21 protein-coding genes are annotated in these 25,871 nt (G+C 51.4%); 12 read left to right on the top strand and 9 right to left on the bottom strand.

Annotated features, from left to right (window positions below; translation table 11 throughout):
* Positions 1–171 precede the first annotated feature (171 nt).
* The 3 genes from V7676_RS06215 to V7676_RS06205 all read right to left on the bottom strand — a co-directional run bounded on the left by V7676_RS06215 (position 172) and on the right by V7676_RS06205 (position 4,942).
* Positions 172–2,361: a 3-hydroxyacyl-CoA dehydrogenase NAD-binding domain-containing protein gene (locus V7676_RS06215; protein ID WP_335658770.1), complete on the bottom strand. Its 2,190-nt coding sequence runs from the start codon at positions 2,359–2,361 to the stop codon at positions 172–174.
* Positions 2,362–2,410: 49 nt separating this feature from the next.
* Positions 2,411–3,625: an acetyl-CoA C-acetyltransferase gene (locus tag V7676_RS06210; protein ID WP_335658769.1), complete on the bottom strand. Its 1,215-nt coding sequence runs from the start codon at positions 3,623–3,625 to the stop codon at positions 2,411–2,413.
* A gap of 156 nt (positions 3,626–3,781) precedes the next feature.
* Positions 3,782–4,942: an acyl-CoA dehydrogenase family protein gene (locus V7676_RS06205; RefSeq protein WP_335658768.1), complete on the bottom strand. Its 1,161-nt coding sequence runs from the start codon at positions 4,940–4,942 to the stop codon at positions 3,782–3,784.
* Between the two features lie 182 nt (positions 4,943–5,124).
* On the opposite strand from V7676_RS06205, the gene V7676_RS06200 reads away from it, so the two are divergent.
* Positions 5,125–5,694 (top strand): NADPH-dependent FMN reductase, encoded by a 570-nt coding sequence (locus V7676_RS06200; RefSeq protein WP_335658767.1) that lies wholly within the window; start codon positions 5,125–5,127, stop codon positions 5,692–5,694.
* Positions 5,695–5,709: 15 nt separating this feature from the next.
* Here the strand turns inward: V7676_RS06200 and V7676_RS06195 are convergent, their stop codons facing one another.
* The 3 genes from V7676_RS06195 to V7676_RS06185 all read right to left on the bottom strand — a co-directional run bounded on the left by V7676_RS06195 (position 5,710) and on the right by V7676_RS06185 (position 8,442).
* Positions 5,710–6,723, bottom strand: coding sequence for an SDR family NAD(P)-dependent oxidoreductase (locus tag V7676_RS06195; protein ID WP_335658766.1), 1,014 nt, complete (start codon positions 6,721–6,723; stop codon positions 5,710–5,712).
* Between the two features lie 91 nt (positions 6,724–6,814).
* The gene (locus V7676_RS06190) at positions 6,815–7,849 is read right to left on the bottom strand and encodes an adenosine deaminase (protein ID WP_335658765.1); all 1,035 of its coding nucleotides are present in this window, start codon (positions 7,847–7,849) and stop codon (positions 6,815–6,817) included.
* On the bottom strand, positions 7,846–8,442 hold the full coding sequence (locus tag V7676_RS06185; RefSeq protein WP_335658764.1) for a phosphoribosyltransferase: 597 nt from the start codon (positions 8,440–8,442) through the stop codon (positions 7,846–7,848). The genes V7676_RS06190 and V7676_RS06185 overlap by 4 nt, the downstream gene beginning before the upstream one ends.
* A 247-nt stretch (positions 8,443–8,689) precedes the next feature.
* Here V7676_RS06185 and V7676_RS06180 point away from each other — a divergent pair, with 247 nt between their 5' ends.
* From V7676_RS06180 to V7676_RS06170, 3 genes are all read left to right on the top strand, one after another.
* Positions 8,690–11,557: a TonB-dependent receptor gene (locus V7676_RS06180; RefSeq protein WP_335658763.1), complete on the top strand. Its 2,868-nt coding sequence runs from the start codon at positions 8,690–8,692 to the stop codon at positions 11,555–11,557.
* Complete coding sequence (locus tag V7676_RS06175) at positions 11,557–12,597, top strand: phytase (RefSeq protein ID WP_335658762.1); 1,041 nt, start codon at positions 11,557–11,559, stop codon at positions 12,595–12,597. Before V7676_RS06180 ends, V7676_RS06175 begins: the two co-directional genes overlap by 1 nt.
* A gap of 159 nt (positions 12,598–12,756) precedes the next feature.
* Positions 12,757–13,521, top strand: coding sequence for an SDR family oxidoreductase (locus V7676_RS06170; protein WP_335658761.1), 765 nt, complete (start codon positions 12,757–12,759; stop codon positions 13,519–13,521).
* A 141-nt stretch (positions 13,522–13,662) separates the two neighbouring features.
* Here the strand turns inward: V7676_RS06170 and V7676_RS06165 are convergent, their stop codons facing one another.
* Genes V7676_RS06165 through V7676_RS06155 form a run of 3 tightly spaced genes read right to left on the bottom strand, consistent with a single transcriptional unit; the run spans position 13,663 to position 17,444 of the window.
* On the bottom strand, positions 13,663–14,664 hold the full coding sequence (locus tag V7676_RS06165) for a HupE/UreJ family protein (protein ID WP_335658760.1): 1,002 nt from the start codon (positions 14,662–14,664) through the stop codon (positions 13,663–13,665).
* Entirely contained in the window at positions 14,661–15,482 is an 822-nt protein-coding gene (locus V7676_RS06160; RefSeq protein WP_335658759.1) for a peptidyl-prolyl cis-trans isomerase, read from the bottom strand. The genes V7676_RS06165 and V7676_RS06160 overlap by 4 nt, the downstream gene beginning before the upstream one ends.
* Positions 15,483–15,530: 48 nt before the next feature.
* Complete coding sequence (locus V7676_RS06155; protein ID WP_335658758.1) at positions 15,531–17,444, bottom strand: DUF3604 domain-containing protein; 1,914 nt, start codon at positions 17,442–17,444, stop codon at positions 15,531–15,533.
* Positions 17,445–17,631: 187 nt separating this feature from the next.
* On the opposite strand from V7676_RS06155, the gene acs reads away from it, so the two are divergent.
* The 8 genes from acs to V7676_RS06115 all read left to right on the top strand — a co-directional run bounded on the left by acs (position 17,632) and on the right by V7676_RS06115 (position 25,864).
* Positions 17,632–19,569: an acetate--CoA ligase gene (acs, locus tag V7676_RS06150; RefSeq protein WP_335658757.1), complete on the top strand. Its 1,938-nt coding sequence runs from the start codon at positions 17,632–17,634 to the stop codon at positions 19,567–19,569.
* Between the two features lie 363 nt (positions 19,570–19,932).
* Positions 19,933–20,775 carry a DUF6597 domain-containing transcriptional factor gene (locus tag V7676_RS06145; RefSeq protein WP_335658756.1) on the top strand — a complete coding sequence of 281 codons (843 nt, stop codon included), beginning with the start codon at positions 19,933–19,935 and terminating at the stop codon, positions 20,773–20,775.
* A gap of 95 nt (positions 20,776–20,870) precedes the next feature.
* Positions 20,871–21,329: an RrF2 family transcriptional regulator gene (locus V7676_RS06140; protein ID WP_335658755.1), complete on the top strand. Its 459-nt coding sequence runs from the start codon at positions 20,871–20,873 to the stop codon at positions 21,327–21,329.
* 59 nt (positions 21,330–21,388) lie between these two features.
* Complete coding sequence (sufB, locus tag V7676_RS06135; RefSeq protein ID WP_335658919.1) at positions 21,389–22,849, top strand: Fe-S cluster assembly protein SufB; 1,461 nt, start codon at positions 21,389–21,391, stop codon at positions 22,847–22,849.
* Between the two features lie 150 nt (positions 22,850–22,999).
* Complete coding sequence (gene sufC / locus V7676_RS06130) at positions 23,000–23,749, top strand: Fe-S cluster assembly ATPase SufC (RefSeq protein ID WP_335658754.1); 750 nt, start codon at positions 23,000–23,002, stop codon at positions 23,747–23,749.
* Positions 23,749–23,901 (top strand): hypothetical protein, encoded by a 153-nt coding sequence (locus tag V7676_RS06125; protein WP_335658753.1) that lies wholly within the window; start codon positions 23,749–23,751, stop codon positions 23,899–23,901. Before sufC ends, V7676_RS06125 begins: the two co-directional genes overlap by 1 nt.
* Positions 23,898–24,656 (top strand): SufD family Fe-S cluster assembly protein, encoded by a 759-nt coding sequence (locus tag V7676_RS06120; protein ID WP_335658752.1) that lies wholly within the window; start codon positions 23,898–23,900, stop codon positions 24,654–24,656. The genes V7676_RS06125 and V7676_RS06120 overlap by 4 nt, the downstream gene beginning before the upstream one ends.
* On the top strand, positions 24,653–25,864 hold the full coding sequence (locus tag V7676_RS06115; RefSeq protein WP_335658751.1) for a SufS family cysteine desulfurase: 1,212 nt from the start codon (positions 24,653–24,655) through the stop codon (positions 25,862–25,864). Before V7676_RS06120 ends, V7676_RS06115 begins: the two co-directional genes overlap by 4 nt.
* The last annotated feature ends 7 nt before the right edge of the window (positions 25,865–25,871 follow it).

The following is a 25,871-nucleotide window of genomic DNA, read 5'->3' as shown; positions in this document are numbered from 1 at the left end:
TTCCAATTTCCGTCAAAATCTTCCAGCGCAGTTAGGCCAGCCATTTCAGCGACTGATAGCGCTCGCTTTACTAGCGCGAAACACAGGTTGCGGCCATGGGATAAAAGGCTTTTCCGATAGGCAAAAAAAGAGCCCCCGCAGGAGCCCTTTCCTTTTAATTTCTCAAACGATTTAGGCCGCTTTGTAGAAAGTCTCACCCGCATCCGCTTTCGCGCGGAAACTCATCGGCGGTTTGAACCGTTCGCCATATTTCTGCGCCAGCATGTCGGCTGTGCGTACAAAATTATCCAGACCGATTGTGTCGATATGGCTCATTGGGCCACCGGTCCATGGCGCAAAACCCCAACCGAATATTGCGCCAAGATCCGCAGATTGCGGATCGGGAACAACGCCTTCATCAAAACATTGAGCTGTGGCGATAAGCTGAATATACATTAGACGCTGTTTGACTTCCTCGACCGTTGGCTGATTTTCAGCAATCGGAAAATGCTCTTTCAGGCCGGGCCATAGCTTTTTCGAACCGTCATCGGCATATTCATAGAAGCCGCCGCCAAAGCGCCGTCCGCGACGGTCGATTTTCTTGACCATCAATTCCATCAGATCCTCTGTTCCGCTGGGCACATAAGCGTCTCCCATTTCTTCCTTGGTCGAGGTCATAATATCATAACCCAGTTGCAGGGTGGTTTCATCGACAATTGCCAATGGACCAATAGGCATGCCCATCGCGACCGCTGCATTTTCGATCAGCACGGGGTTCACACCTTCCGCCACCATCATTGTTGCTTCATTCGCATAAGGCGGGAAGACGCGATTGGTAAAGAAGCCGCGAACATCTTTTACTACAATAGGAGTTTTGCGGATTTTCGCGTTGTAATCCAGCGCGACGGCCAGAGCCTTGTCACCGGTTTTCTCGCCGGGAATAATTTCCAGCAAGGGCATTTTTTCAACCGGTGAGAAAAAGTGCATGCCGATAAATTGTTCCGGCCGCTCGCTATTTTTGGCGAGACCGGTAATCGGCAGGGTCGAAGTATTGGATGCGAAAATTACATCCTTCCCAATGACCGCTTCGGTTTTCTTGATCACATCGGCTTTAACGTCGGGGCGTTCAAACACCGCTTCGATGATCAGGTCGACATTTTTCAGATCATCATAATTATCGGTGGGGGTGATCCGCGCCATGAAAGCATCTGCTTTCTCTTGGGTCATTTTGCCGCGCTTCACGCCTTTATCGACAATTTTCTGGCTATAAGCGATCGCTTTTTGCGCTTCTTCCATATTCCTGTCGAGGACGATGACATTCATGCCGCCCTTTGCCGTGACATGGGTGATACCTGAGCCCATCAGCCCTGCACCCAATACGCCAACGGTTTTGAGTTCGGTTGGTGGAACAGCTTTAGGGCGCATGGCACCTTTGTCGGCCGCCTGCTTATTGATGAACAAAGTGCGGATCATATTTTTAGATTGCGGACCACTAAGCAGCTTGGTGAAATATTTGCTTTCCACGCGCAACGCCGTATCAATCGGCAACATCGAACCTTCGTAAAGGCAGGACAGGATCGCTTTGACCGCTTCATAATTGCCTTTACTCTGTTTTAGAGCCATGGCGGACGAACCGAGGTAAAGCGGAACCGCGCGGGGGTCCATGGAACCAGCACCGCCCGGGAATTTCCAGCCCTTCTTGTCCCAAGGCGCAGATGCTTTCGGATTGGCTTTAACCCATGCTTTGGCTTTGGCGACTACTTTGTCGGCAGGAACAACTTCATCAACAATTTTCTGTGCCAGTGCTGCCTGCGGATTCATTGGCTGACCCATCATGATGGCCATGCCAGCGGCTTGCAATCCTGCAAGACGGGGTAGACGCTGCGTTCCGCCGCCACCGGGCAATAGGCCAACCTGCACTTCGGGTAGACCGAGTTGTAGTTTCGGATTGTCGGCACAAACTCGGTAATGGCAAGCTAGCGCAAGTTCGAGCCCGCCCCCAAGTGCAAGTCCATTTAGCGCGCAAGCGACCGGTTTGGCATGGGCAGTGCCTTTCAACAGCTCTTTGGCGCTATGGCCGCCGGTTTCCATTTTCCGCAAGACGCTGTTCAGCACCCAGGCTTGGTCAAAGATTTCTTTCATCGTTTCGGCTTTAGAAGAACCGAGCATATTTAGGTCGGCACCCGCCAGAAAGCCGGATTTTTTGCCGGATGTGATAACCGCGCTCTTTATGGCATCATTGGAAATCAGATCATCAACAAATTTTGGAAAGTCGGCCATAAGGTCTTCGTTCCAGACGTTCATCGACTGCCCGGGAAGGTCGATGGTAACAAGGGCAATGCCGTCGCTGTCAATATCGACGGTGAGAGTTTTGTAGGTCATAAATTTTGTCCTGCTAAATATGGGATTGGGTGGTTGAGGCTTGCTGCGCTCAGTTCACTCGCTCAATAATAGTGGCAATGCCCATGCCGCCGCCAATGCATAGCGTGGCTAACGCGGTCTGTTTGCCCGAACGTTCCAACTCGTCCAGCACCGTGCCGAGGATCATCGCGCCGGTTGCACCCAATGGGTGGCCCATGGCGATGGCGCCGCCGTTTACATTCATGACACTATGATCAACGTTCATTGCGTCCATGAAGCGCAGTACAACGGCTGCAAATGCCTCGTTCAATTCCCACAGATCAATATCGCTGGCGTTCATTCCCGCCCGCTTGAGCGCTTTTTGTGCGGCAAATTCGGGACCGGTGAGCATGATAGTTGGCTCTGATCCGATTGCAGCCATAGAAATAATTCGCGCACGTGGCTTAAGGCCATATTTCGTCCCTGCTTCCTCATTGCCGACCAATATGGCGGCTGCCCCATCAACGATGCCGGAGCTGTTACCGGCGTGATGGACATGATTCATTTTTTCAATCTCAGGATGTTTTAGAATCGCGACATCGTCAAAGCCGGGCATATGCTCGCCCATCATCTGGAAGGCGGGGTTCAGCGCCCCCAAAGACTGCATATTTGTTTCGGGACGCATGAGTTCGTCATGGTCTAAAATGATTTCGCCAATTACATCCTTGATCGGCAGAACGGATTTTGCGAAACGTTTTTCTTCCCAGCTTTTCGCAGCGCGCTTTTGGCTTTCTACGGCATAGGCATCGACATCATCGCGGCTATATCCATATTTGGTGGCGATCAGATCGGCTGAAATTCCCTGTGGCACGAAATATTCCTGAAAAACGAGAGAGGGATCGGCCATGCCGCCCAATCCGTCGCTGCCCATGGGAATACGGCTCATGGATTCCACGCCGCCGCCAATGGCGAGATCCGCTTCACCGGAGCAGATTTTGCCCGCTGCTATATTGACCGCTTCCAGACCGGAACCGCAGAAACGGTTGACCTGAATTGCGGATGTCGTGTCGGCATAGCCAGCTTTGAGGGCCGCCATGCGGCTAATAACAGCGCCTTGCTCACCCACCGGGGTGACACAGCCATAAGCAATATCTTCGACTTCATGTCCGTCCAGTTCGTTGCGGTCATTCACCGAAGCTAGCACTTGGGATGCCAGATCGAGCGCTGTTATTTCGTGCAAGCTGCCGTCGCTGCGGCCTTTGCCACGCGGGCTGCGTACAGCGTCATAAATATAGGCTTCGGTCATGCGAAATTCCTCAATTAGATTAAGTGTGAACGATTAATTGCATAGTTAATGCTGCACCGCAGCACAGTCAAGCAGTTTACGTAAACGTCAAGAAGGGGGCAGGCGAATCGCCTGCTCCCGTTTCTGCGCTGAACCTAATCTATTCGAGCCTGAGGCTTATTCAAGGATGCTTTGATATTTCTGGCTGAATACATCGCGTCCAACAATATAGCGCATGATTTCGCTGCTTCCGGCGTAAATCCGGCTCATTCGTGCGTCGGTAAAGATGCGGCTAATCTCATATTCCTTCATATAGCCAGCGCCGCCATGCATCTGCAGCCCGAGATCCGCCATTTCCCATTCGATCTCGCTGCCCAACATCTTGCCTTTGGCCGCCATATTGGCGGTAAGGCCGCCTTGATTATGTACATCGACACAATGATCGACATAGACTTGTAGCATGTCAATTTTGGCATCCATTTCAGCCATTTTAAACTGGGTATTCTGCATATCCGACAGTTTCTTGCCAAACACATCACGCTCCATGACAAATTCCCGCGTGACATCAAACGCACGACGAGCGGTCGCGGAATATCCGACCATCGCGATCAGTCGTTCCTCAGCCAGCCCTTCCATCAGATGGATAAAGCCTTTGCCCGGTGTGCCTAACTCGTTTGCTTTGGGAATTTTGACATTATTGAAGAATAGCTCCGCGGTATCTTGGGCGTGCAGACCGATTTTTTCGAGATTTGTTCCCCGTTCAAATCCTTCCATACCGCGTTCGACAATTAACAATACCATGGCATGTTTGTCATCCACACCGGCGATTTTGGCGGCCACAATCACGATATCAGCATTAATGCCGTTTGAGATATAGGTTTTGGACCCGTTTAATTGCCAGTGATCGCCCATATCGGTCGCCGTTGTTTTCATGCCCGATAGATCGCTGCCGGCACCCGGTTCGGTCATCGCTACCGCCAATATCGTTTCCCCGCTGACACATTTGGGCAGCAGGCGTTCACGCTGCTCTTCGTTGCCGATATTTTTAAAATAGGTGCCGACCAGACGGCTGTGGAGCGTATTATACCATTCCCCGCATCCTGCCCGGGCGGTTTCTTCGATGATGATCTGTTCATAGCGGAAATCATCGTCACCCATTCCGCCATATTTTTCATCTGGCCAAATCATCAGGAAGCCCTGATCACCCGCCTTTTTGAAGATTTCGCGATCGACAATGCCTGCTTCACGAAATTCATCCATACGCGGCGCTACCTCATCGGCTAGAAAACGGCGATAGGCGTCGCGAAACATATGCTGTTCTTCGGTAAATTTGCGCATGGGAGGTATCCTTCAAAATTATCTGATAAGCGGAAATATAATTGTTGGCAGCGATATCGAAAATCTCTTAACCGGTCAATTAAAACATAGAGGGAAGCTGCTGCTAAACGCGTGCTATTGAATAGCGCTTGTCAGCATAGTTGATGGTTGCAATTTATAGGAAATAGTTGCTAAGAGCGACAATGACAAAAATTAAAGACAGACCATTTATATTGGGCCTTGGCGGTACAACAAGCCCTAATTCCTCTACCGAACAGGCGTTGGCGATAGCGCTGAAGACTGCCTCGGATGCGGGAGCGGAAACAGCACTTTTCGGGGCCACGGAGCTTTGCGCACTGCCGCATTATCGCTCTGATCCCGTCGGGCTGAATGAGACCGGCAAGGCGCTGGTGGACGCAGTTCGGCGCGCGGACGGCATAATTCTGGCTAGTCCTGGGTATCACGGTACTATCTCAGGTCTGGTAAAAAACGCCGTCGATTATATCGAAGAGACGGCTAGTGACGGGCGGGTATATCTCGACGGTCTACCGGTTGGATTGATTGCAACTGCCTATGGGTGGCAGGCGACTGGTTCGACGCTGGCGGCGATGCGCTCAATCGTGCACGCGCTGCGCGGCTGGCCAACCCCCTTGGGCGTCGGCATCAATTCATCTGGCGGCATTTTTAAAAATGGTATCTGTGCAGATAATGGCGTTAACGACCAGCTTCGTCTTGTTGCCGAACAGGTAATGCGCGGTTCTCACCGCCGCTAGCGGCGGAACCAGCGATTATGCTGGCGGGGCATTTCCGTAAAATTCCCGATACCAGCTGACAAAGCGTTTCAGTCCATCTTCCAGCATGACTTTTGGTTCATAGCCAGTCAGCGCATGTAGCTTGGATATATCGGCATAGGTGGCAGTAACATCACCGGGCTGCATGGGCCGCATGATTTTCTCGGCTTCTATACCAAGTGCTTGCTCCAAGGCCTTGATCATTTCCATCAGACCCACTGGCCGACTGTCACCAATGTTGAGCAGGCGGTGCTCGCCGGATGCCGGAGGATTGTCCAACGAACCCAATATGCCATCGACAATATCGTCAATATAGGTGAAGTCCCGCGCCATTTTTCCTTCGCCATAAACTTCGATGGCTTCGCCAGCGAGTATCTTTTTCGTGAAACCGAAATAGGCCATATCAGGCCGACCCCACGGGCCATAGACAGTAAAAAATCGCAAGCCCGTCTGAGGAAAACCATAAAGTTTGGCGTAGGATGCACTCATCAATTCGCAGGAGCGTTTGGTGGCGGCATAAAGCGATACCGGATCAATGGCGGGTTCTTCCTCAACAAAGCCCGCGCCGCCCATTGGTTTGTCCCCATAGACCGAACTGGAGGAGGCATAAACGAGATGCTGGAAATCTTCGGCATGACGGCTTGCTTCCAGCAGACTCAAATGGCCTTGCAGATTCGACTTTTGATAGGCGAACGGGTTTTCGATGCTATACCGCACCCCGGCCTGGGCGGCGAGATGGATGATGCGTTTTACACCCTTGTCCTGTACCAATTGCCTGACGTTATCGGAATCGGAGACATCCATTTCCTCAAATTGAAATTGAGGCAATATTTCTAAATTTCTAAGTCGTGCGCCTTTTAACTTTGGATCATAATAGTCATTCAGATTATCAATCCCGATGACATGTTCCCCGCGTTCGATAAGCCGCCGGGAAACGGCGTGGCCAATAAATCCCGCAGCGCCGGTCACCAATATCGGATCAACTAAGCTATCATCATCCCGTTGGGTCATTGGTTTCGTCCTTTGTCAGCGGATTTCAGTGAACTACGCGGTAGCAATAAAACATGAATATCTTCAATTATGAAATACGGCCTCAGCTTATTTACCGGTTAAATCCAGAAACATAATCATCAATGTTTTTTAGTGATTTTTTTATAGCCTTTTCGTTGAGAAACGAACCCGTGAAGCTATTTTTGGCCAATGTGATAATAGCCTCTTTATCAAGATTTAATGCTGCCGCCATGGCATCATAATTATCATTCAGATATCCACCAAAATATGCGGGATCATCAGAATTTATGGTTGCGCGTAATCCAAGCTCAAGCATTGCTTTGAGCGGATGACCTTCTAGCTTGTCTACAACACATAGTGAGAGATTGGATAATGGACAGACCGTCAGCGCCATTTGATTTTCACGCAGCCTTTCAATCAAACGGCTATCTTCCAAGGACCGGTTGCCATGATCGATACGATCTACTTTCAGCAGATCAAGCGCCTCCCAAATATATTCCGGCGGACCTTCCTCCCCTGCATGGGCAACGGCTTTCAAGCCCAGGCTTTTCGCCTTGGCAAAGACTTCCGCAAATTTGGACGGTGGATGCCCCAGTTCCGAAGAGTCGAGACCCACAGCAGATATTCTATCGAGATAGGGTGTCGCTTCAGCCAGCGTCGCGAAGGCATCTTCTTCGCTCAGGTGCCGCAGGAAACACATGATGAGCTGCGACGATATATCGAGCTGCGACTGCGCATCATCCATTGCCCGCAATATGCCATCAATGGCCGTCGCAAATGCTATACCACGCCCGGTATGCCCTTGCGGATCGAAAAATATCTCTGCGTGAATTACATTGTCTGCTTGCAGGCGCTGGAAATAGGCCATGGTCAGATCGTAAAAATCCTGCTCGGTGCGCAGGACATTCATTCCCTGATAATAGATATCGAGAAAATCCTGAAGGTTAGAAAAATTATAAGCCGCCCGCACTTCATCCGCTGAAGCAAAGGGAATTTCAATTGCGTTGCGCCGCGCCAAAGCAAACATCATTTCCGGTTCGAGGGAACCCTCGATATGCAAATGCAACTCTGCTTTGGGGATGCCGGCAATAAATTCCCGGCGCTGTTCGGAGGATGAAAAAGTCATGTATCGCTCTTTTTTTCTATAGGAGTGGGTGCGACTTCGTCATTGAAAATAATCGCCGCATCGGATTTATTCTGGCAAATTTCTTCTTTGGTGAGTCCGTTCAGTTCATGTGGAAAGATGAGCCAATCTTCGGTTTCGTGAATGAAGAAATCGGGTTTCAAATCGGTCTGATTACGAGACGGCTTGCTATAGATGGTGGCGACACGCACGTCCTTTGGCATATTATGGCGACATCGCGCACCGAGTTCGGTCAGGAAAGCCTCTATGCTTCGGCCGCTGTCAAATACATCATCGACAATCAACAAGCTATCGTCGGGATTGAGTGTGTCGACTAGATATCCCAGCGCATAAACCCGCACCGACCGTTCCTGTTTATCAATGCCAGAATAAGAGGATGTCCGGATAGCGATATGGTCGGTCTTGACGTCATGAAACTCGAGGATTTCCTGCACGGCAATACCAACTGGTGCGCCGCCCCTCCATATGCCGACAATATGGGTCGGACAAAAGTCACTGCGCAAAATCTGCATGCCAAGGCGAAAGCTGTCCGACAATAAAGCGTCCGCAGTGATATAGCTTTTTTCTATCGTCATGGTGGTCACTATCTCCGGCCTTTAATATCAATGCCAGCATGCCCAAGATTATAAGATATAATCACATTAGCATTATGTAGGGAGATAGGTAGCCGCTGTTGCAAACATGTTAAACCCACTATCTCGGCAAAGCAGGGCGGCAGGCATAAAAACTGCAACCAAATTGTCACCTAAAAGTCATCGACAACGCATATTTTTGGAACAAGTCATCCCTAGGGCACCCTCAAACATAGGGAGCCTTTGAAACATGACTGCACCACGAAATATCCGCCGCCTTGCCGTTTATTCCGCCTTGCTTGCTACGGCAGCTATGCCGGTGTCAGCTTGGGCCGGGACGATTGTCGGAACGATTAGTGATCCCAGCGAAACGCGCGGGCTGCAATCGGCGCAGGTGCGAATTGTTGAACTGGACCGAGTAGCTACGACTGGTCGTGATGGCAGCTATCGTTTTCCGGATGTCCCCGCTGGAGTTTATACGCTTGAAACGCGCTATATCGGGGCGGACACTGTCCAGACCAGCGTCACCGTTACAGAAACCGGTCTGACATCAGCAAATATAATCCTGAAATCGGGCCATAACAGTGAGATTTTGGTGATTGGTCAAGGTGCCAACCAAGCCAGTGCTCTGTCCCGTAAACGTGAAGCGGATGGGGTCTCATCGGTCTTGACCCGTGATGCCATCGGGCAATTTCCGGATCAAAATGTCGCCGAATCGCTTCGCCGTCTGCCGGGCATTAATATTCTCAATGATCAGGGCGAAGGCCGCTTTGTTTCGGTACGCGGCCTTGATCCGAATTTGAATAGTTCGTCCCTCAATGGTGTTCGTATTCCTTCGCCAGAGAGCGATGTCCGTTCGGTGGCATTGGACGTGGTTTCCAGTGACTTGATCGAATCGATTGAAGTCAAGAAGTCACTAACGCCCGATATGGATGCGGATACTATTGGCGCTTCGATCGAGATTAATACGGTTAGCGCCTTTGACCGCAAAAAGGATCTGCTTACCGCGAAAGTGGAAGGCAGCTACAATGACTATGCTGGTTCGGTTTCGCCAAAAGCCAGCGTTGATTTCTCCACAAAGCTAACCGATGATATCGGAATTGCAGGCGGAATTTCTTATTATAAGCGCAAATTCGAGACCGATAATGTTGAAGCTGAAGGCTGGGATATTAATGAGGATGGTGTCGTATATGCCGACGAAGTGCAGTACCGCGACTATGATATAGAGCGCGAACGGATCAGCGCATCGCTCTCTTTCGACTTCCGCGCCAGCGATAGCACAGAGCTATATGCACGCGGTGTCTATAGTCAGTTTGATGATCAGGAATCCCGTCGTCGGACGACGTTTAAGTTGGACGAAGAGGCCAGTAGCGGCGACGCAAATAGTGCATTATTTAATGATGATGATGGCGAAATTGAAATTGAACGCGACGTTAAAGATCGTTTCGAAAGTCAGAAAATCCGGTCGATTGTTGTCGGCGGAAAAACCGAAACCGGGCCTTGGAAAATAGAATATTCCGGTAGCTGGTCAAAATCGAGCGAGTCCGAAAATGGATCGCTTGATCCAACGACATTTTCCAATAAATTCGAGAATGATGGTCTAGGTGTGCTATTTGATTATAGCGACGACCGGACACCGTTTTTTAGCTATCCCAACGGCGCTGCTCTGGCCAATGATGCAAGCAGCTATGAATTGGATGATGTTGAGCTAACCGCTCTTTCAGCCGCACAGGATGAGGAATTTTCGACCCGTCTTGATGTGTCACATGTCTTTGCGATGGATAGCGGCGAATTCACTGTGCAAGGCGGTTTTAAGGGGCGGTGGCGCGAAAAAAGCTACGATAATAATGTTGAGTTCTATGAGGACGGAACCGGAAACTACACGTTGGCCGATGTTCTCGGCGCGCAAACTTATCGCCTAGCTGATCTCGGCCCCGTTTCCAGCCGCAAAGGGCCAACGGAATATTTTCGCGCCAATTTCGCCGATTTCGAGTTGCAGGGAATAGACAGCCAGTTTGATTCTGCCGTTTCCGACTATATCAATCAGGAAGATATATATGCGGGCTATCTGTTGGGTCGTTGGGACAGTGAGAAACTGCGTATCATTGCGGGTGTCCGTTATGAAAGGACCGAGAATAATATCTCGGCCAATACGGTAACCTTGGTTGAGGAAGATGCGACAGTTGATGGTGTCGTGTTCACCGAAGACACGGTTTTGGTGGCACCCAATAATTTTACCCGCAGCTATGATGATTGGTTGCCAAGCCTTAATATCCGGTTTGAGCCGCAACGTAACCTTGTGTTCCGTGCCGCTGGATATCGCAGCGTGGTTCGACCGAATCTATCGGACTTGGCGCCACGTTTTGCAGTGGAACAAAATGACGATGATGAACGCGAAGGCGAATTCGGCAATCCCGACCTGCTTCCTTATGAGGCCTGGAATTTCGATGCTTCGGCAGAATATTATTTCAGTTCCAACGGCGCGATAACGGCCAATGTGTTCTATAAAGACATCAGGAATTTTATCGTTGATAGCTACAGTGAATCTGAGGAAGACATTAATGGCGATCTAATCCCGCTATTTTATCAAGGTATCGCCTATACCGAGGCTGTTATCCCGGTTAACGGCCCGAGCGCAGAAGTATTTGGCTTTGAATTTGGCTTTTCTCAGGCTTTTACTTTCCTGCCAGATCCATTTGATGGCTTGCTGGTCAATTTCAACTATACGTTTACCGATGCATCGGGTTCGGTTTTCACTGACAGCAACAGCCTGGAAACACGGAATATTCCGCTACCTAGTAGCGCGAAACATACAATTAATGCGGTACTTGGCTATGAAAAAGGGCCGTTCGATTTCCGGCTCGCGGGGACGTATCGTGACCGTTATCTTGATGAACTGGGCGGGGACGTGAGTGAAGACCGTTATGTGGATAATCACTTCCAACTGGATGCCAGCGTCAAGTTCAAGCTGACCAAGAATATCCGGCTGTTCGGCGAGTGGGTGAACATCAACAATGCCAAATATTTTGCTTATCAGAATTTCGATACGCGCAAGCGGTTGCTGCAATATGAAGAATATGGCTCGACGTTTAAATTTGGTGCGAAGGTGAATTTCTGATGGGTGCTCCTCTTCGACTTTCGTTGTTGGCCGGGTTGTTTCTAGTCGCGGGTTGCAGTAAACAAGCGGTCCCGCTTCCGGAACTAATTGCGGTCCCTGCGGTGTCCGAAACCGATAGTGTCGGAACGGTAGGTGATGATGCCGCCGATGATCCGGCCATTTGGCGGAACGCGGCAGACCCTTCGCAAAGTCTGGTCATCGGTACGGATAAAAAGGCCGGTATTTATATCTATGATTTGCTAGGCAAGCAAAAATCCTTTCTTGCCGCGGCAGCCGTGAACAATGTTGACCTCAGAACGATAACCAATGCTACCGGTGACATTATTTTGGTGGGGGCAAGTGATCGCAGTGAACGCACGCAACCAAGGCTGGCACTCTACACGCTCGATAGTGTAAATGCTAAGCTCAGCCCGCTCGCTAATATTCCCGTTGGTACGGGAGAGGCTTATGGTTTCTGCATGGGCCTGCTGGGCGGCGATGACTTGCGCGCGTTTATCGTGACCAAAGAGGGCAGCATTATTGATATGTCGGTAACCCTCTCAGACGGCGCGCCATCTATAGAGGTGAACCATACGTATAAGCTGGAAACTCAGACCGAAGGCTGCGTGGTCGATGATCGTACGGGCAAGCTTTATGTGGGCGAAGAAAATGTAGGCATCTGGTCCTTTGACCTGACTCAGAACGATCCGAAATCGACCCGTTTTGCTGTCCTGAAAAAAGGCGAACTGGTTGCAGACGTGGAAGGATTGGCGCTGGCCGCTGAGGGCAATAAGGGCGGCTATTTGCTGGCATCAAGCCAAGGCGATAATAGCTATGCGGTATATGATCTCGAAACGGGAGCTTTTCGGACACGTTTCATGGTCGAAGAGGGTGTTATTGACACGACTTCTGATACGGATGGAATTGAGTTGATGCTGGGTGATTTTGGATCCGATTATCCAAGCGGAATCTTTGTCGCGCAAGATGGTGATAATGGGGGAGGCACGCAGAATTTTAAATTTTTATCGTGGGATGCCATCCGCAAATCTTTGAATCTCTAATTTAAAATTATGATAATGCCTTACGGCTCATAGCCGAAATATCCCTAGGGCATTGCGCAGCTTTGGCGCATTAATCCCACCGACTGACACCGATCTGTTTATTTCATCCTGTTTGCCCTAACATCCGATCAAACAAGGCAATTGCAGGATATTTCCGAAATGAATCTCAAAGATAAGATCATCGTCATTACTGGCGCTGGCAGCGGGATTGGTGCCGCCATGGCGCGGCGCTTTGCCGTAAAAGGTGCAAAACATATCGTTTGTGCTGATCGGGATTTAGCCGGGGCACAGGCTGTTGCGGCAGATATTGGCGGTACCGCGATACGAACCGATGTATCTTTGGAAGCGGATATTACATCCCTTATCGAAACAGTTGAAAACGATATTGGCCCCATCGACCTGTTCGTTTCCAACGCCGGTATCATCATGGAGGGCGGCATCGAAGTTTCGGACGAGAGTTGGCAGAATATGTGGGACATCAATGTTCTCGCGCATATTCGCGCGGCGCGTATTATGGTCCCGATAATGTTGGCGCGTGGAGGCGGCTATATTTTCAGCACAGCTTCTGCCGCTGGCTTGCTCGCGCAGATAGGTTCGGCGCCCTATTCGGTGACCAAACATGCGGCGGTCAGTTTCGCTGAATGGCTGGCTATCACGCATGGGGACGAGGGGCTGAAAGTGTCGGTACTTTGTCCGCAAGGTGTGGAAACGGCAATGATTGTCGATATTGATACCGCGACGGTTGCCAAAGATGGCCTACTCACCGCTGAAGTGGTTGCGCAAATTGCGCTGGACGCGATTGAGGAAGAACGATTCCTCGTCTTGCCGCATCCCCAAGTGGCCGATTATATCAAACAAAAAGGTGCCGATCCGGAACGCTGGATTACCGGTATGCAGCGCTGGCAGGCGCATCTGAAGAGTTAGCTTGTAAGATGTACGCGGACTGTTGAATAGATGGTTTGCGATCGGATAAATATGCTGACCATTGTTGGCGGGCTGAAAAATTCAATTGCGGTTAGCCCGATCGAGCAATGTACGTAATTGACTCGTGCAGCTTAAAACCGGTCAGGCGATCATTCGCTCGATAAACCAATAAGTAGCTGTGATTCCAATGATATAGGATACTGACGTCTTGGCAGGTTGCAACCATGATTGCGTATAGCGGCGGATCAGAGCCAATAGAGCAAGGGCAATCGTGACGATCATCAATTGCCCGATTTCGACACCGAGGTTGAAGGTCAGCAGCGCCATTGGAATATCATCCTGCGGCAATCCGATTTCAGCTAGAGCACCGGCAAAACTAAAGCCGTGGAGCAGGCCGAACAGGAAGGCGACGATCCACGGGAAGCGTTCTGACAGTCTCGGCTCTTCCGTTTCTTTATCTCTTTGAGTTTTGACAATTTCGACTGCTAGAAAAATAATCGACAGAGCTATAACGGCTTCCACTGGCTGCGATGGCAGGGACAGATAGTCGAGCGTCGAACCGATCAGGGTGATGCTATGCGCAACCGTGAAAGCGGTCACTGTTTTGGCGATGAGCCAGCCGCCTTTGAGCAATAGGACAAGCGCGAGTACGAATAATAGATGGTCAAAACCGAGCATGATATGTTCGACGCCGATGATGGTATAGGTCCATGCGACATTGGCGATGGCGTCTTTTTTCGCGATCATAGCGACCGGCGTATCGGGCGTTAGCCGCAGCGTTTGTGTTTCCTCTTCGAGCGGGGCAATCCGCACCAGTGCATCTGTTGTAGAAAGTTCCAGTCCCTTGAGGCCGATAGATTGACCAGCAATGGAGCCGGTACATTTAAGCGTTTGACGGGTTAAAATGGCGGACCCCGAAAAACGCCGTTCAGGCTCATTAAGCGGACGGCAGATTTCAGGTATTATGATTTCCCCGAATCTGCCGAGTCTGGACTGGGCAGATGCTTTCCAGAGCAATGCCCACTCGCTTTGCGATATCTGGTTCAACTCCACATAAGCGGGCCGCAGCTCGTCGGCATGGGCCTCTGTTGCCCCAAACAGCACGCCGATGAAACAAGCAATCGCAAGGATGCAGGCCCTCATTCTCGGTCAGCGACTTTAATATCATATTGGGAACGATAATTGTTGAAAGCGGCTTCTTCCAAACGGGCAGTCTGTGCTGCGCGCCAATCGTTAGTCACTGCCTGTCGCACGCTATCCAGTACTGCTGCCTTGCCCGGTGTTTTGGCAGTGATTTTCACGAGATGCTGTCCAAAGCCTGATTGTATCGGGCCCTGCCACTGACCGGTGGGGATGGCGCTCAGTCCTGCGGCAAATGTCTCCCCGAACTGGAGCGCTATTTTGAAACTATCGGTTTGGTTCAATTGCGCTGGCAGCGAAATCGCCTGTTGGATGGCATTCGGTTCAATAGTCCCCTGATTCAGACCGTCCAATATTGTCGAAATCGACTGTTTGTCCGTCGCGGGGCTCTGGCCAAGATAAACCTGTTCCAGATCATAGAGTGATGATTGGGCATATTTTTCGGGATGGTCATCCAGCCATTTTTGAAGAACTGCATCGGACGGATTATCATCGGATGCCTCTTGGTTGTCGAGGAATCGCATCTTGGTAAAAAGGCGTCGACGGATCAGCGGATCATTACGGTCGAGCCCCAGACGCAAAGCCTCGCGATAATAGATTTCCTCTTTGATTTCTTGATCGATCAGCCCATTCAGCTCGGCTTGCGTGGGCGCACGGCGGAAATTTTGCACCCACCCGGTCTTTAAGCGTTTAATATCGGTTTCACCTATGGTGATCTCATAATCAGCCGGATCGCGGTTCGTGCCCGTGGCCCAGAAAAACCCGAATACCAATAGCGCCCCGCCCAGAAAATGGACCAAAGGTTCTTTCAGCAATTTCATCTCTGCACGATACTCCTGATTATCCGCGCAGGTTGATCATCTATAGGATCAGCTTGTTGCGGCGGCTGGCATGTACCAGATTGGCGATGAATAAGCCCGCTCCTGCTGGATTTTGATTACATCGTCCGGCAGCGTCAGGCCGAATTTCAGGGCGTCATAGATCGGCCATGTCGGTGTCGGAATCTCCAGCACGCGGACATAGTAAAATGCATTTTGTTTCGCATCGAAATCTGGATCTTGCCACCATGCCGTCAATTCTGGCGCGCCAATATTATTCTCCCAAGTGCCTTTGGTGAGATCGACGGTATTCCCGACCGCAGCCAGTTTTCCGTCAGCGCCGACCGTGCGGCTATCCGGACTGCTCCAGCTCACATTATAGACTTTTTCTTGGCTTTTTCCGTTGGCATTGACCCAACCTTTGATGATCTGAATCCGGTCGAGATTAGCGCTTTCGGGGTCCATAAGAGCGGAGACCAGGAAGGTCGGCGCTTTGCCATTGGGGCCCATAGCTTTGGCAGTCAGATCACCGCCCATAGGGACCCCTTTACCATAACCGGTTTTCACCAGGTCGCTAGTATCCGCTTCCGTAAAATCAAATCCGCCAAAGAACCGCACCTGCATGCGCGGCCCGGTGGTCGCATAAACCTCGCGGCGCATCATCGCGTCGAAAATTGCTTCGCGGGTATTACTGGTCGCCCAGACAGCGGCATATCCACTCGATAGATAATGCCAGCCAAAACGGCCTTTGCGCGTCCCGAGATTTTGCGGTGACAGCGCGCGGTCTTTGACATTGGCTTCGTTGGCGCTGTGTTTGCCGAAGAAGCTATTTTCGTCTGCAGTCGCTAAGGACGTATGACTATCGGTTGAACCGATCATGCCGAATTTAAAGGGGTTGGACCCCAAGGCGACAGTCAGTTCCAGTCCGCGTTTCAACGCCTCCCGAACATAGCTACCACCATAACTGTCAGGGGCCATATCGCGGGTACAGCTTAAATTGCATTTGTCCCAGCCGGCGACGCCAAAGCTCGCAAATTCGTCATTGGGGGAAAGAAACGGATGTGCCTCGCTGTCGCCTTTTATCTGGGTCACTTCGACAATCGGTTCGCGCAGCGCGCGGGTCTTGATATAGGCGGTGTCAATCGGACTGCCGTCAAATTTGCTCATCGCGAACATGCGGCCATTGGACACATTACTATTATGCGGGATGGCCAGTATTTTACCGCCGGTATCTTTTTCATAGGCGTCCATATAGGCCCAGAGTTTTTCGGGATCCTGTGAGGCTAGCGCACCAAAAGGCAGTGTCTTGTCGGTTTTATCCGGCCCGTCGCGGTACATGACCACGCGGTGGAGATTATCGCCCTGCGGCATTGGTGTATATTCAAAGCCCATGAAGGCTGTGAACTTGCCGGGTTCATTATATTGCTCGACCGTTTTACCATGGCTGATCCACAGATCGCTGGTGCGTTCTTTCTGCTGTTCGGGATCGGTTAGCACGGCCGGAAGCGTCCCTTGGGCTGCTCCGTCAATCAGCTCCGCCGTTACGCGCAGGCTGCCTTCTTCGCTTTCGTGCATCATGTCATACCAACGCAGCAGGAATTTGTCCCCTAGCAGCGCAATACGCGGCGCTTCATATATGGCTTTTGTTGCGCCGATGGCATCGCTGTGATCGGCAATCACCAAGAAATCGAGCGGACGGGACAGCTTCGCCTTTTCGCCTTTGGTCGCCGTGACCTCTTCGCCGCGAGCAAAGCGTAATGCAGCCTCTGCGTCGAGCCGGTTGCCAAAGCCAAAAGCATCAACGCTATTATTAGTGTGGAGATGGGTGTCGCCCCAGAAAACCTGTTCGGGATATTCGGTGTTGGTGACATTGGAGCCGGAGTCATTCGACCCACTGTCTTTGCTGCATCCTGAAATGGCCAATGCCGCGAAGCAGGCCGCGAGTAAAAGTGCTTTGCGCATCATATTTCCCTCATCCTATGGCCGAAAACTATCGGTCATATCCTTAATAGGCAAGGGCTTCATGATTAGCAGTTGTTCCTGATTGGACTTAAAATCACCATCATCAGATGACCTTAGTCAAAAATTGCATTTAAACGCTGCAGAGCGTTTGCTAGTGGTCAGCGCAAGGAATTCCTTAGGAGAGCAGTCAATGAGCGAGATGATTCAGCCGGATAGCAAAGCTACGGGCAATACCCACTGCAGTTCTGAGGATTACCAGCGGCTATACGCGGAAAGTATCGCAGAACCTGACATGTTCTGGTCGCGGCAGTCTGATCGTCTGGATTGGGTGCAGGCGCCGAGTGTCATATCTAATTGGTCTTATGACCCTGTCGATATCAAGTGGTTTGAAGATGGTGTGCTGAATATCTGCCACAATGCGGTGGACCGCCATGTCGCGGCGGGCCGCGGCGATGTAACGGCTTTGATCTTTGAACCGGATGATCCGAACGGTACGGGCCGGACGCTGACCTATGCCGAACTGCTGGCGGAGGTCGTTCGCATGGCTGGCGCCCTTAAAAAACTGGGTGTTCAAAAAGGTGATCGGGTAACCATCTATATGCCGATGATCGTGGAGGGCGCGGTGGCGATGCTGGCTTGTGCGCGGATCGGTGCCATTCATAGCGTGGTATTTGGAGGCTTTTCGCCAGAGGCGCTGGCCGGGCGGATAGAGGATTGTAAAAGCCGCTTCGTGGTCTGTGCTGACGCAGGGCTTCGCGGCGGAAAAACTGTACCGTTAAAAAGCAATGTTGATGCGGCGTTAGAGAAAGACGGAGCGGACGTCGATGCTGTGTTGGTGGTCAATCATACGAGCAGCGATATCGCGATGACCGAAGGGCGCGATCACTGGTATCATGAGGTCGCGGCTGATGTGCCTGCCGATTGTCCATGCGAGCTGATGAATGCTGAAGATCCTTTGTTCATCCTTTATACGTCCGGTTCCACCGGTCAGCCCAAGGGCGTTCTGCATACAACCGGCGGCTATGCGGTATGGGTGGCCACCACCTTTCATTATGTCTTCGACTATAAGCCGGGGGAAGTCTTCTGGTGTTCTGCCGATATCGGTTGGGTAACCGGCCATAGCTATATTGTTTATGGACCACTGATCAACGGCGCTACCGAAGTAATGTTTGAAGGCGTGCCCAACTATCCTGACCACGGCCGTTTCTGGGAAGTGATAGACAAGCATCAGGTCAATATTTTCTATACTGCCCCAACGGCCATCCGTGCGCTGATGCGCGAAGGCGACGAACCGGTAAAGGCGCATGACCGCAGCTCTATCCGCTTGCTCGGTACGGTTGGTGAACCGATTAATCCGGAGGCTTGGCGATGGTATTATGACGTAGTCGGCGAAGGCAAATCACCGATTGTTGATACGTGGTGGCAGACAGAAACTGGCGGTGTAATGATTACCACTTTACCGGGCGCCCATGGCATGAAGCCGGGTAGCGCGGGCAAACCGTTTTTTGGAATCCAGCCCGAGCTGGTCGATGGCGACGGCAATATCCTTGATGGCGCGGCGGACGGGAATCTCTGTATCACCGCCAGTTGGCCGGGTCAGGCACGCTCGGTTTATGGCGATCATGAGCGCTTCATTCAGACCTATTTCTCCACCTATAAAGGTAAATATTTTACCGGTGACGGCTGCCGCCGCGATGCCGATGATTATTACTGGATTACGGGTCGGGTGGATGATGTGATTAACGTATCGGGCCACCGCATGGGTACTGCCGAAGTGGAAAGCGCACTCGTATCCCATCCATTGGTGGCCGAAGCTGCGGTAGTTGGTTATCCTCACGATATTAAAGGGCAAGGCATATATTGTTATGTCACGATCAACGCTGGTGAGGTAGCCGATGACGTGCTTGCTGCTGAGCTTAAGGTCCATGTTCGTAAGGAAATTGGCCCGATAGCGACTCCCGATCATCTTCATTTTACGCCGGGCCTACCCAAAACGCGCTCCGGCAAAATTATGCGGCGCATTCTGCGTAAAATTGCGGAAAATGATTTTTCCAATCTGGGTGACACGAGCACTCTCGCTGATCCGGCGTTAGTTGACGGATTGGTTGAGGGACGAAAAAACCGATAAGATTATAGGACTATATAATAATCTTGCACAGCGACTTAAGTTCTTCCGAACTTTATGGAAGAAAGGATGAATAATTATATTTTTTCAATTCGCTGAACAGGAAGTTTTAGGAGGGTTTGTCCGGAATTGTCAAAAATCAATTCCAACTATGTCCTTTTTGTCCAATTCTTATGGAGTGTTAGGGTCCATTGACAGCGGTGCGACCCAAAGAAATCCGACCGCAGGCTTCTGCGGATAGGAGTTCTTTTCCTATTGGCCTGGCTGAATATTTGGCCAGGCCAGTTTTTTTTCCTATTTTTTTAGGCTATAAGCGTGCAACCAATGGAATTCCGGTCGCTCTTAGATCGGATGGAGGGGTTCGTTTTGGTTAGTTTGAGATATTTTGCGCCAGCAGAAGATGTCCGGAATTTGGTTTCCGTCTACTATCTTTTTGAGGTTGAACATCCCGAATTCTCAGACAATGAGCGCGCAGCGATTGCGCAGTTACGCTTCCTTTTGGAAGGAACGGCAGATCTCAGTTTTGCCGACGGGCAAACCTATCCTGCCAAAGATGCGATGTTGATGGGTCCATCTACCGGTTCGATGCATTTTAATATCAAGGGGCCTTTTCGGATGTTCGGTGTTGGCCTGTTACCAGCAGGTTGGGCGGCGCTCACCAATAAATCAGCGTCCGATTTCACTGACAAAGCCGTATCGGCAAACAAAATATTCACGGATGAGGTCGACAAGAGCCTTGAGCTATTGCGGAGCTGCGACGGCGCAGAGGGGATGATCGCTTGGGCAGACCGGATTTTTCGTGATTTGCGGCACCGGGTTAAACCAGAGGTCGAACAATTCACCAAAATGGTCGATGAATGGCTATCGTCCGAGCCTTCTCCGCCAGTAAGTGCATTGATGGAGCGATCTGACCAAAGTTCTCGTCAAGTGCTCCGCACGGTGAATAAGCTATATGGCATGGCGCCAAAATATCTGGCCCGCAAATATCGGGCATTACGGGCTGCAAGGGCCTATGCCGAGCATAATGAAGACGAGTTACTGGCGCTGGAAGATGCTTTTTATGACCAGTCTCATATGATTCGTGAGGTTAAGTTTTTCGCCGGTACGACGCCAACCAAATTGCGGGTAGCAGAGGGCGAAACAGCCAAGTTGATTGATAAGCGCAGTTTGCTAAAGGGGCATATCCCACCACTAACTTCTGACACATAAGGCAATGGCTAGTAATTTAGGCTAGAGTTGCAATCTCGATTAAATGCGACTAAATAAGTCGTATTTAGAGAATCACAGGATTTTTGAGAGATTTTATGCGGCTATCCAGCCTTGCCGACTATGCTGTTGTACTGATGTCCGCTGCTTCGCGGCATTGTGGTACTGCGCTTTTGGCTGACGGCAAGTTGAACGCATCGACATTGTCTCGCGAAACGGGCGTCCCGCTTCCCACCGCTCAAAAATTGGTTAGTCGCTTGTCTGCGGCGGGATTGATTGAATCGACTCGCGGGATTGGTGGTGGAATCCGGTTGGCCCGGCCACCCGCCTCTATCAGTCTTGCCGATATCGTTGAGGCTGTCGAAGGACCGCTGGCCATTACGTGCTGCACGATCGAAGGCAATCACGATTGCGCGCTCGAAGATAATTGTACCGTCAAACCGCATTGGGGGGCCGTGAATCATACGATTCGCAAGGCGCTGGGTGAAGTAAGTTTGGCGAGCTTGGCAGATTCCCCTGTCGCACAAAAAAATATTACTATGGAACAAGCGTTATGAGCGAAGAACTAAAAACAGATATCCAGGAACAGGATGAGCGCCAGACGGACCGGACGGCTATGAATGCCGAAGCGCAGGCCGCTGTCGACAGCGCCAGCAGCTATGAATTTGGCTGGTCATCCGACATCGAACAGGATTTTGCGCCCAAGGGTTTGAATGAAGATACGGTGCGCTTCATTTCCGATAAAAAGGGCGAGCCGGAATGGATGCTCGAATGGCGTTTGAAAGCGTTTCGGATTTGGGAAACAATGGAAAGCCCCGATTGGGCCAAGCTTGATATTCCGATGATCGATTATCAAGACGCTTATTATTACGCCGAACCCAAGCCGAAGGAAAAGCTCGGTAGCCTCGATGAGGTCGATCCGGAAATCCTGCGGGTCTATGAGAAGCTTGGCATACCGATCGAGGAGCAAAAGGTTCTCGCCGGTGTTGAGGGTGCGCGCAAGGTTGCGGTAGATGCGGTGTTTGATAGTGTTTCGGTCGCCACAACTTTCCGTGAAGAGCTGGAAGAGGCGGGCGTGATTTTCCGCTCGATCTCGGAAGCGATCAAGCAATATCCCGAACTGGTGAAAAAATATCTCGGCAAGGTCGTGCCGATGCGCGACAATTATTTTGCCACGCTCAATTGCGCCGTGTTTAGCGACGGAACCTTTGTTTATATCCCCAAAGGCGTCAAATGCCCGATGGAACTCAGCACCTATTTTCGGATTAATGCCGAAAATACCGGACAGTTTGAGCGCACGTTGATCATTGCCGAAGAAGGCAGCTATGTTTCCTATCTGGAAGGCTGCACTGCGCCGATGCGTGATGAAAATCAGCTGCATGCCGCAGTGGTTGAACTGGTCGCGATGGACGATGCAGAGATTAAATATTCTACCGTGCAAAACTGGTATCCTGGCGATGAAAATGGCAAGGGCGGCATCTATAATTTCGTTACCAAGCGCGGGCTTTGTCAGGGCAAAAATAGTAAGATCAGCTGGACCCAAGTCGAGACCGGCAGTGCCGTGACATGGAAATACCCTAGCTGTGTATTAAACGGTGAAGGCAGCGTCGGTGAATTCTACTCGGTCGCGCTGACCAATAATTATCAGCAGGCTGATACCGGCACCAAGATGATCCACAATGGCAAAAATACCCGTTCAACGATCATCTCAAAAGGGATTAGTGCCGGCCATAGCGACAACACCTATCGCGGGCTTGTCCGAGTGGGCGCAAATGCAGAAAATGTCCGCAACTTCACCCAGTGCGATAGCTTGCTGCTCGGTGATAAAAGCGGCGCGCATACTGTGCCCTATATCGAGGTGAAAAATCCGACCGCGCAGATTGAGCATGAAGCCACGACGTCAAAGATCAGCGACGACCAGATGTTCTATGCCCAGCAACGCGGGCTGGATGAGGAAGAAGCTGTGTCTCTGATCGTCAATGGCTTTGCCAAGGATGTGTTGAAGCAATTGCCGATGGAATTTGCGGTCGAAGCACAGAAATTGCTGGCGATTTCGCTTGAGGGAAGTGTGGGGTGATGCGTTACCACACCCACCTTCGTCATGCTGAACTTGGTTCACCATCCGTCGCACTTCAATCGCCGACGGGGCGTTTCGAGAAATGGACCCTGAATCAAGTTCAGGGTGACGACAGCTTTATTAATACAAATTACAAGGCCGCTTAAATTCATGCTAAAAATTGAAAACCTCCACGCCCAAGTTGGCGATACAGAAATCCTTAAAGGTCTCACTCTCGAACTAAACGCGGGTGAAATCCATGCGATCATGGGCCCCAATGGCGCGGGTAAATCGACGCTGGCTTATGCGCTCGGCGGACGGCCCGGCTATGAAATCACGTCTGGAAGTGTGAATTTTGACGGACAGGATCTGCTCGCGCTCGATCCACATGAACGCGCCGCCGCGGGCCTGTTCCTCGGCTTTCAATATCCGGTCGAAATTCCTGGTGTGTCCAATCTGCAATTTCTGCGCGAAAGCCTGAACAGCCAGCGCAAGCAGCGCGGCGAAGAGCCTTTATCCGGTGCGGAATTTATCAAGCTGGCCAAGGAAAAGGCCGCCTTGTTGAAGATGGACATGGATATGCTGAAACGCGCCGTCAATGTCGGATTTTCCGGCGGTGAGAAGAAGCGCAATGAAATGGTCCAGATGGGTATCATCGATCCTAAGTTGGCCATTCTCGACGAGACGGATAGCGGCCTTGATATCGACGCGCTGCGGACAGTTGGTGCGGGTATTAATAGCATCATGCGCAAGTCTGATAAGGCTGTGCTGCTGATCACCCATTATCAACGCCTGCTCGATCTGGTGAAACCGGACTTTGTCCATGTGCTCGCAAATGGCCGGATCGTTAAAACCGGCGGACCGGAACTGGCATTGCAACTGGAAGAGCAGGGCTATGAGGCCATTGCGGAGGCCGCGTGATGAAAGGTTCTCGTCAATTTCTTCTCCGTCATGCTGAACTTGATTCAGCATCCATCGCTCATCAGACACAGTTGGAGCAATTGGAGAAATGGACCCTGAGCCGTCAGGCCACCGAAGGTAATCAAGTTCAGGGTGACGAGGTGGGGCTATGAATTTGGCCGCCCCCCTTCCAACCAAGCGTGATGAAGCCTGGCGCTATGCCGACCTGAAGGCGCTTGAGACCGTCTGGCCCAAGCTTGACGGGCCGGAACAGGTCAACGTGCCTGCCGGTGAAACGGCGTCTCGCCAAATTGCTGAGCTCCCCATTATTGATGGCGTGGGCATCGTGGATCTGGACATTACCATCGGCGACAATGCGACTTTCGCCCTGCACGTGCTGGTGAGCGGAGCCGATTATGGCCGCGTTCAGGTCAAAGCCACGCTCGGCAAAGGCGCGCATTTTGAAATGGGCGGCGCGATATTGGGTAAGGGCTCACAGACACTGGAAATCGTCACAGAAGTTGTTCACGCAGAGCCCAACGGCACATCCAATCAGGTTGTGCGTTCGGTACTGGCCGGAAAATCCACGGGTAGTTTTCTGGGCAAAGTGAATGTCGCGCGCGATGCGCAAAAAACCGATGCGGCACAATCGGTTAAAGCCATGCTGCTCGACCGCACCGCGACCGCCAATGCGAAGCCGGAGCTGGAAATTTTCGCTGATGATGTGAAATGCGCGCACGGCGCAACGGTCGGTGAACTCGATAAACAGGCGCTATTCTATATGGCTTCGCGCGGATTGCCGCCGGAATTGGCACAGAAATTAATGTTGCAGGCTTTTATTGCCGATGCATTTGTCAGCATTGATGATGATGCCTCACGGGAGGTGCTTGAGGGCAGGGCACTTGAGGTTTTGGGCGCGCTGTCATGAACGACATGGCCGCCATCCAGAAAAGCCACCGCGCCGATTTTCCCGGCATTGCTGACGATTGGCATTATCTCGACACGGCAGCTACGGCGCAAAAAGCAAAGCCGGTACTGGATGCCATCACCCGTGCTTATGGTCCGGATTATGCGACCGTCCATCGCGGGGTATATGAACGCTCGGCCAATATGACCTTGGCCTATGAAGGCGCGCGCAAACGGGTTGCGGGATTTCTGAACGCAGCGAGTGAGAATGAAATTGTCTTCACTAGCGGCGCAACCGACAGCATCAATCTGGTCGCCGAAAGCTGGGGCAATGCCAATGTCGGTAAAGATGACCGCATCATGTTGTCACAGCTGGAGCATCACAGCAATATCGTGCCATGGCAAATGCTGGCCGAGCGGGTTGGCGCGCACATCGATGTCGCGCCTTTGACCGAGGATGGCCAGATTGATCTCGATGCGATGGAAGCTATGCTGACCGACCGCCATAAGTTGGTGGCGCTGGCGCATGTGTCCAATGTGCTCGGTTCGTTACTCGATGCAAAGCGGGCGGCGGCGATTGCGCATAAAGCAGGCGCGAAGATATTAATTGATGGCTGTCAAGCGGCGCCCCGTGTGCCGCTGGATATGCAGGATATCGGTTGCGATTTTTATGTCTTTTCGGGCCATAAAATTTACGGCCCGACGGGCATCGGTGTGCTGTGGGCGCCTTATGCAATATTAGACGCCATGCCCCCGTGGAAGGGCGGCGGGTCGATGATTGACCGTGTGAGCTTTGCAGGCACAACCTATGCACCGCCGCCGGGCCGGTTTGAAGCAGGGACACCGCATATCGCCGGTGTTGTCGGGCTGGATGCCGCGATCCAATATGTCGAAGGCATCGGTCTGGACGTGATTTCCGCGCATGAAAATGCAACGCTGGCCATGGCGCGTGAAGCGCTGTCGGGCATTAACAGCGTGCGGGTATTCGGGCCAGATACAAGCATGGGTATATTAAGTTTTGCGGTTGGTGACGTGCATCCGCATGATGTCGCTACTATATTGGATGAAGGCGGTGTCGCCATTCGGGCCGGGCATCATTGTGCGCAGCCGTTGATGGATCATCTCGGCGTGCCAGCGACGGCGCGGGCAAGTTTTGGAATTTATAGTGACGCAGATGATGTCGCGGCCTTGGTCAAGGGTATCGAACGGGTAAGAAAGATTTTCGGTTAGGAATTAG

The organism is Parasphingorhabdus sp. (assembly GCF_036963805.1).
GTDB lineage: Bacteria > Pseudomonadota > Alphaproteobacteria > Sphingomonadales > Sphingomonadaceae > Parasphingorhabdus.
The sequence above is the reverse complement of the archived record's forward strand: the minus strand, read 5'-3'. Positions and strand labels throughout refer to the sequence as shown.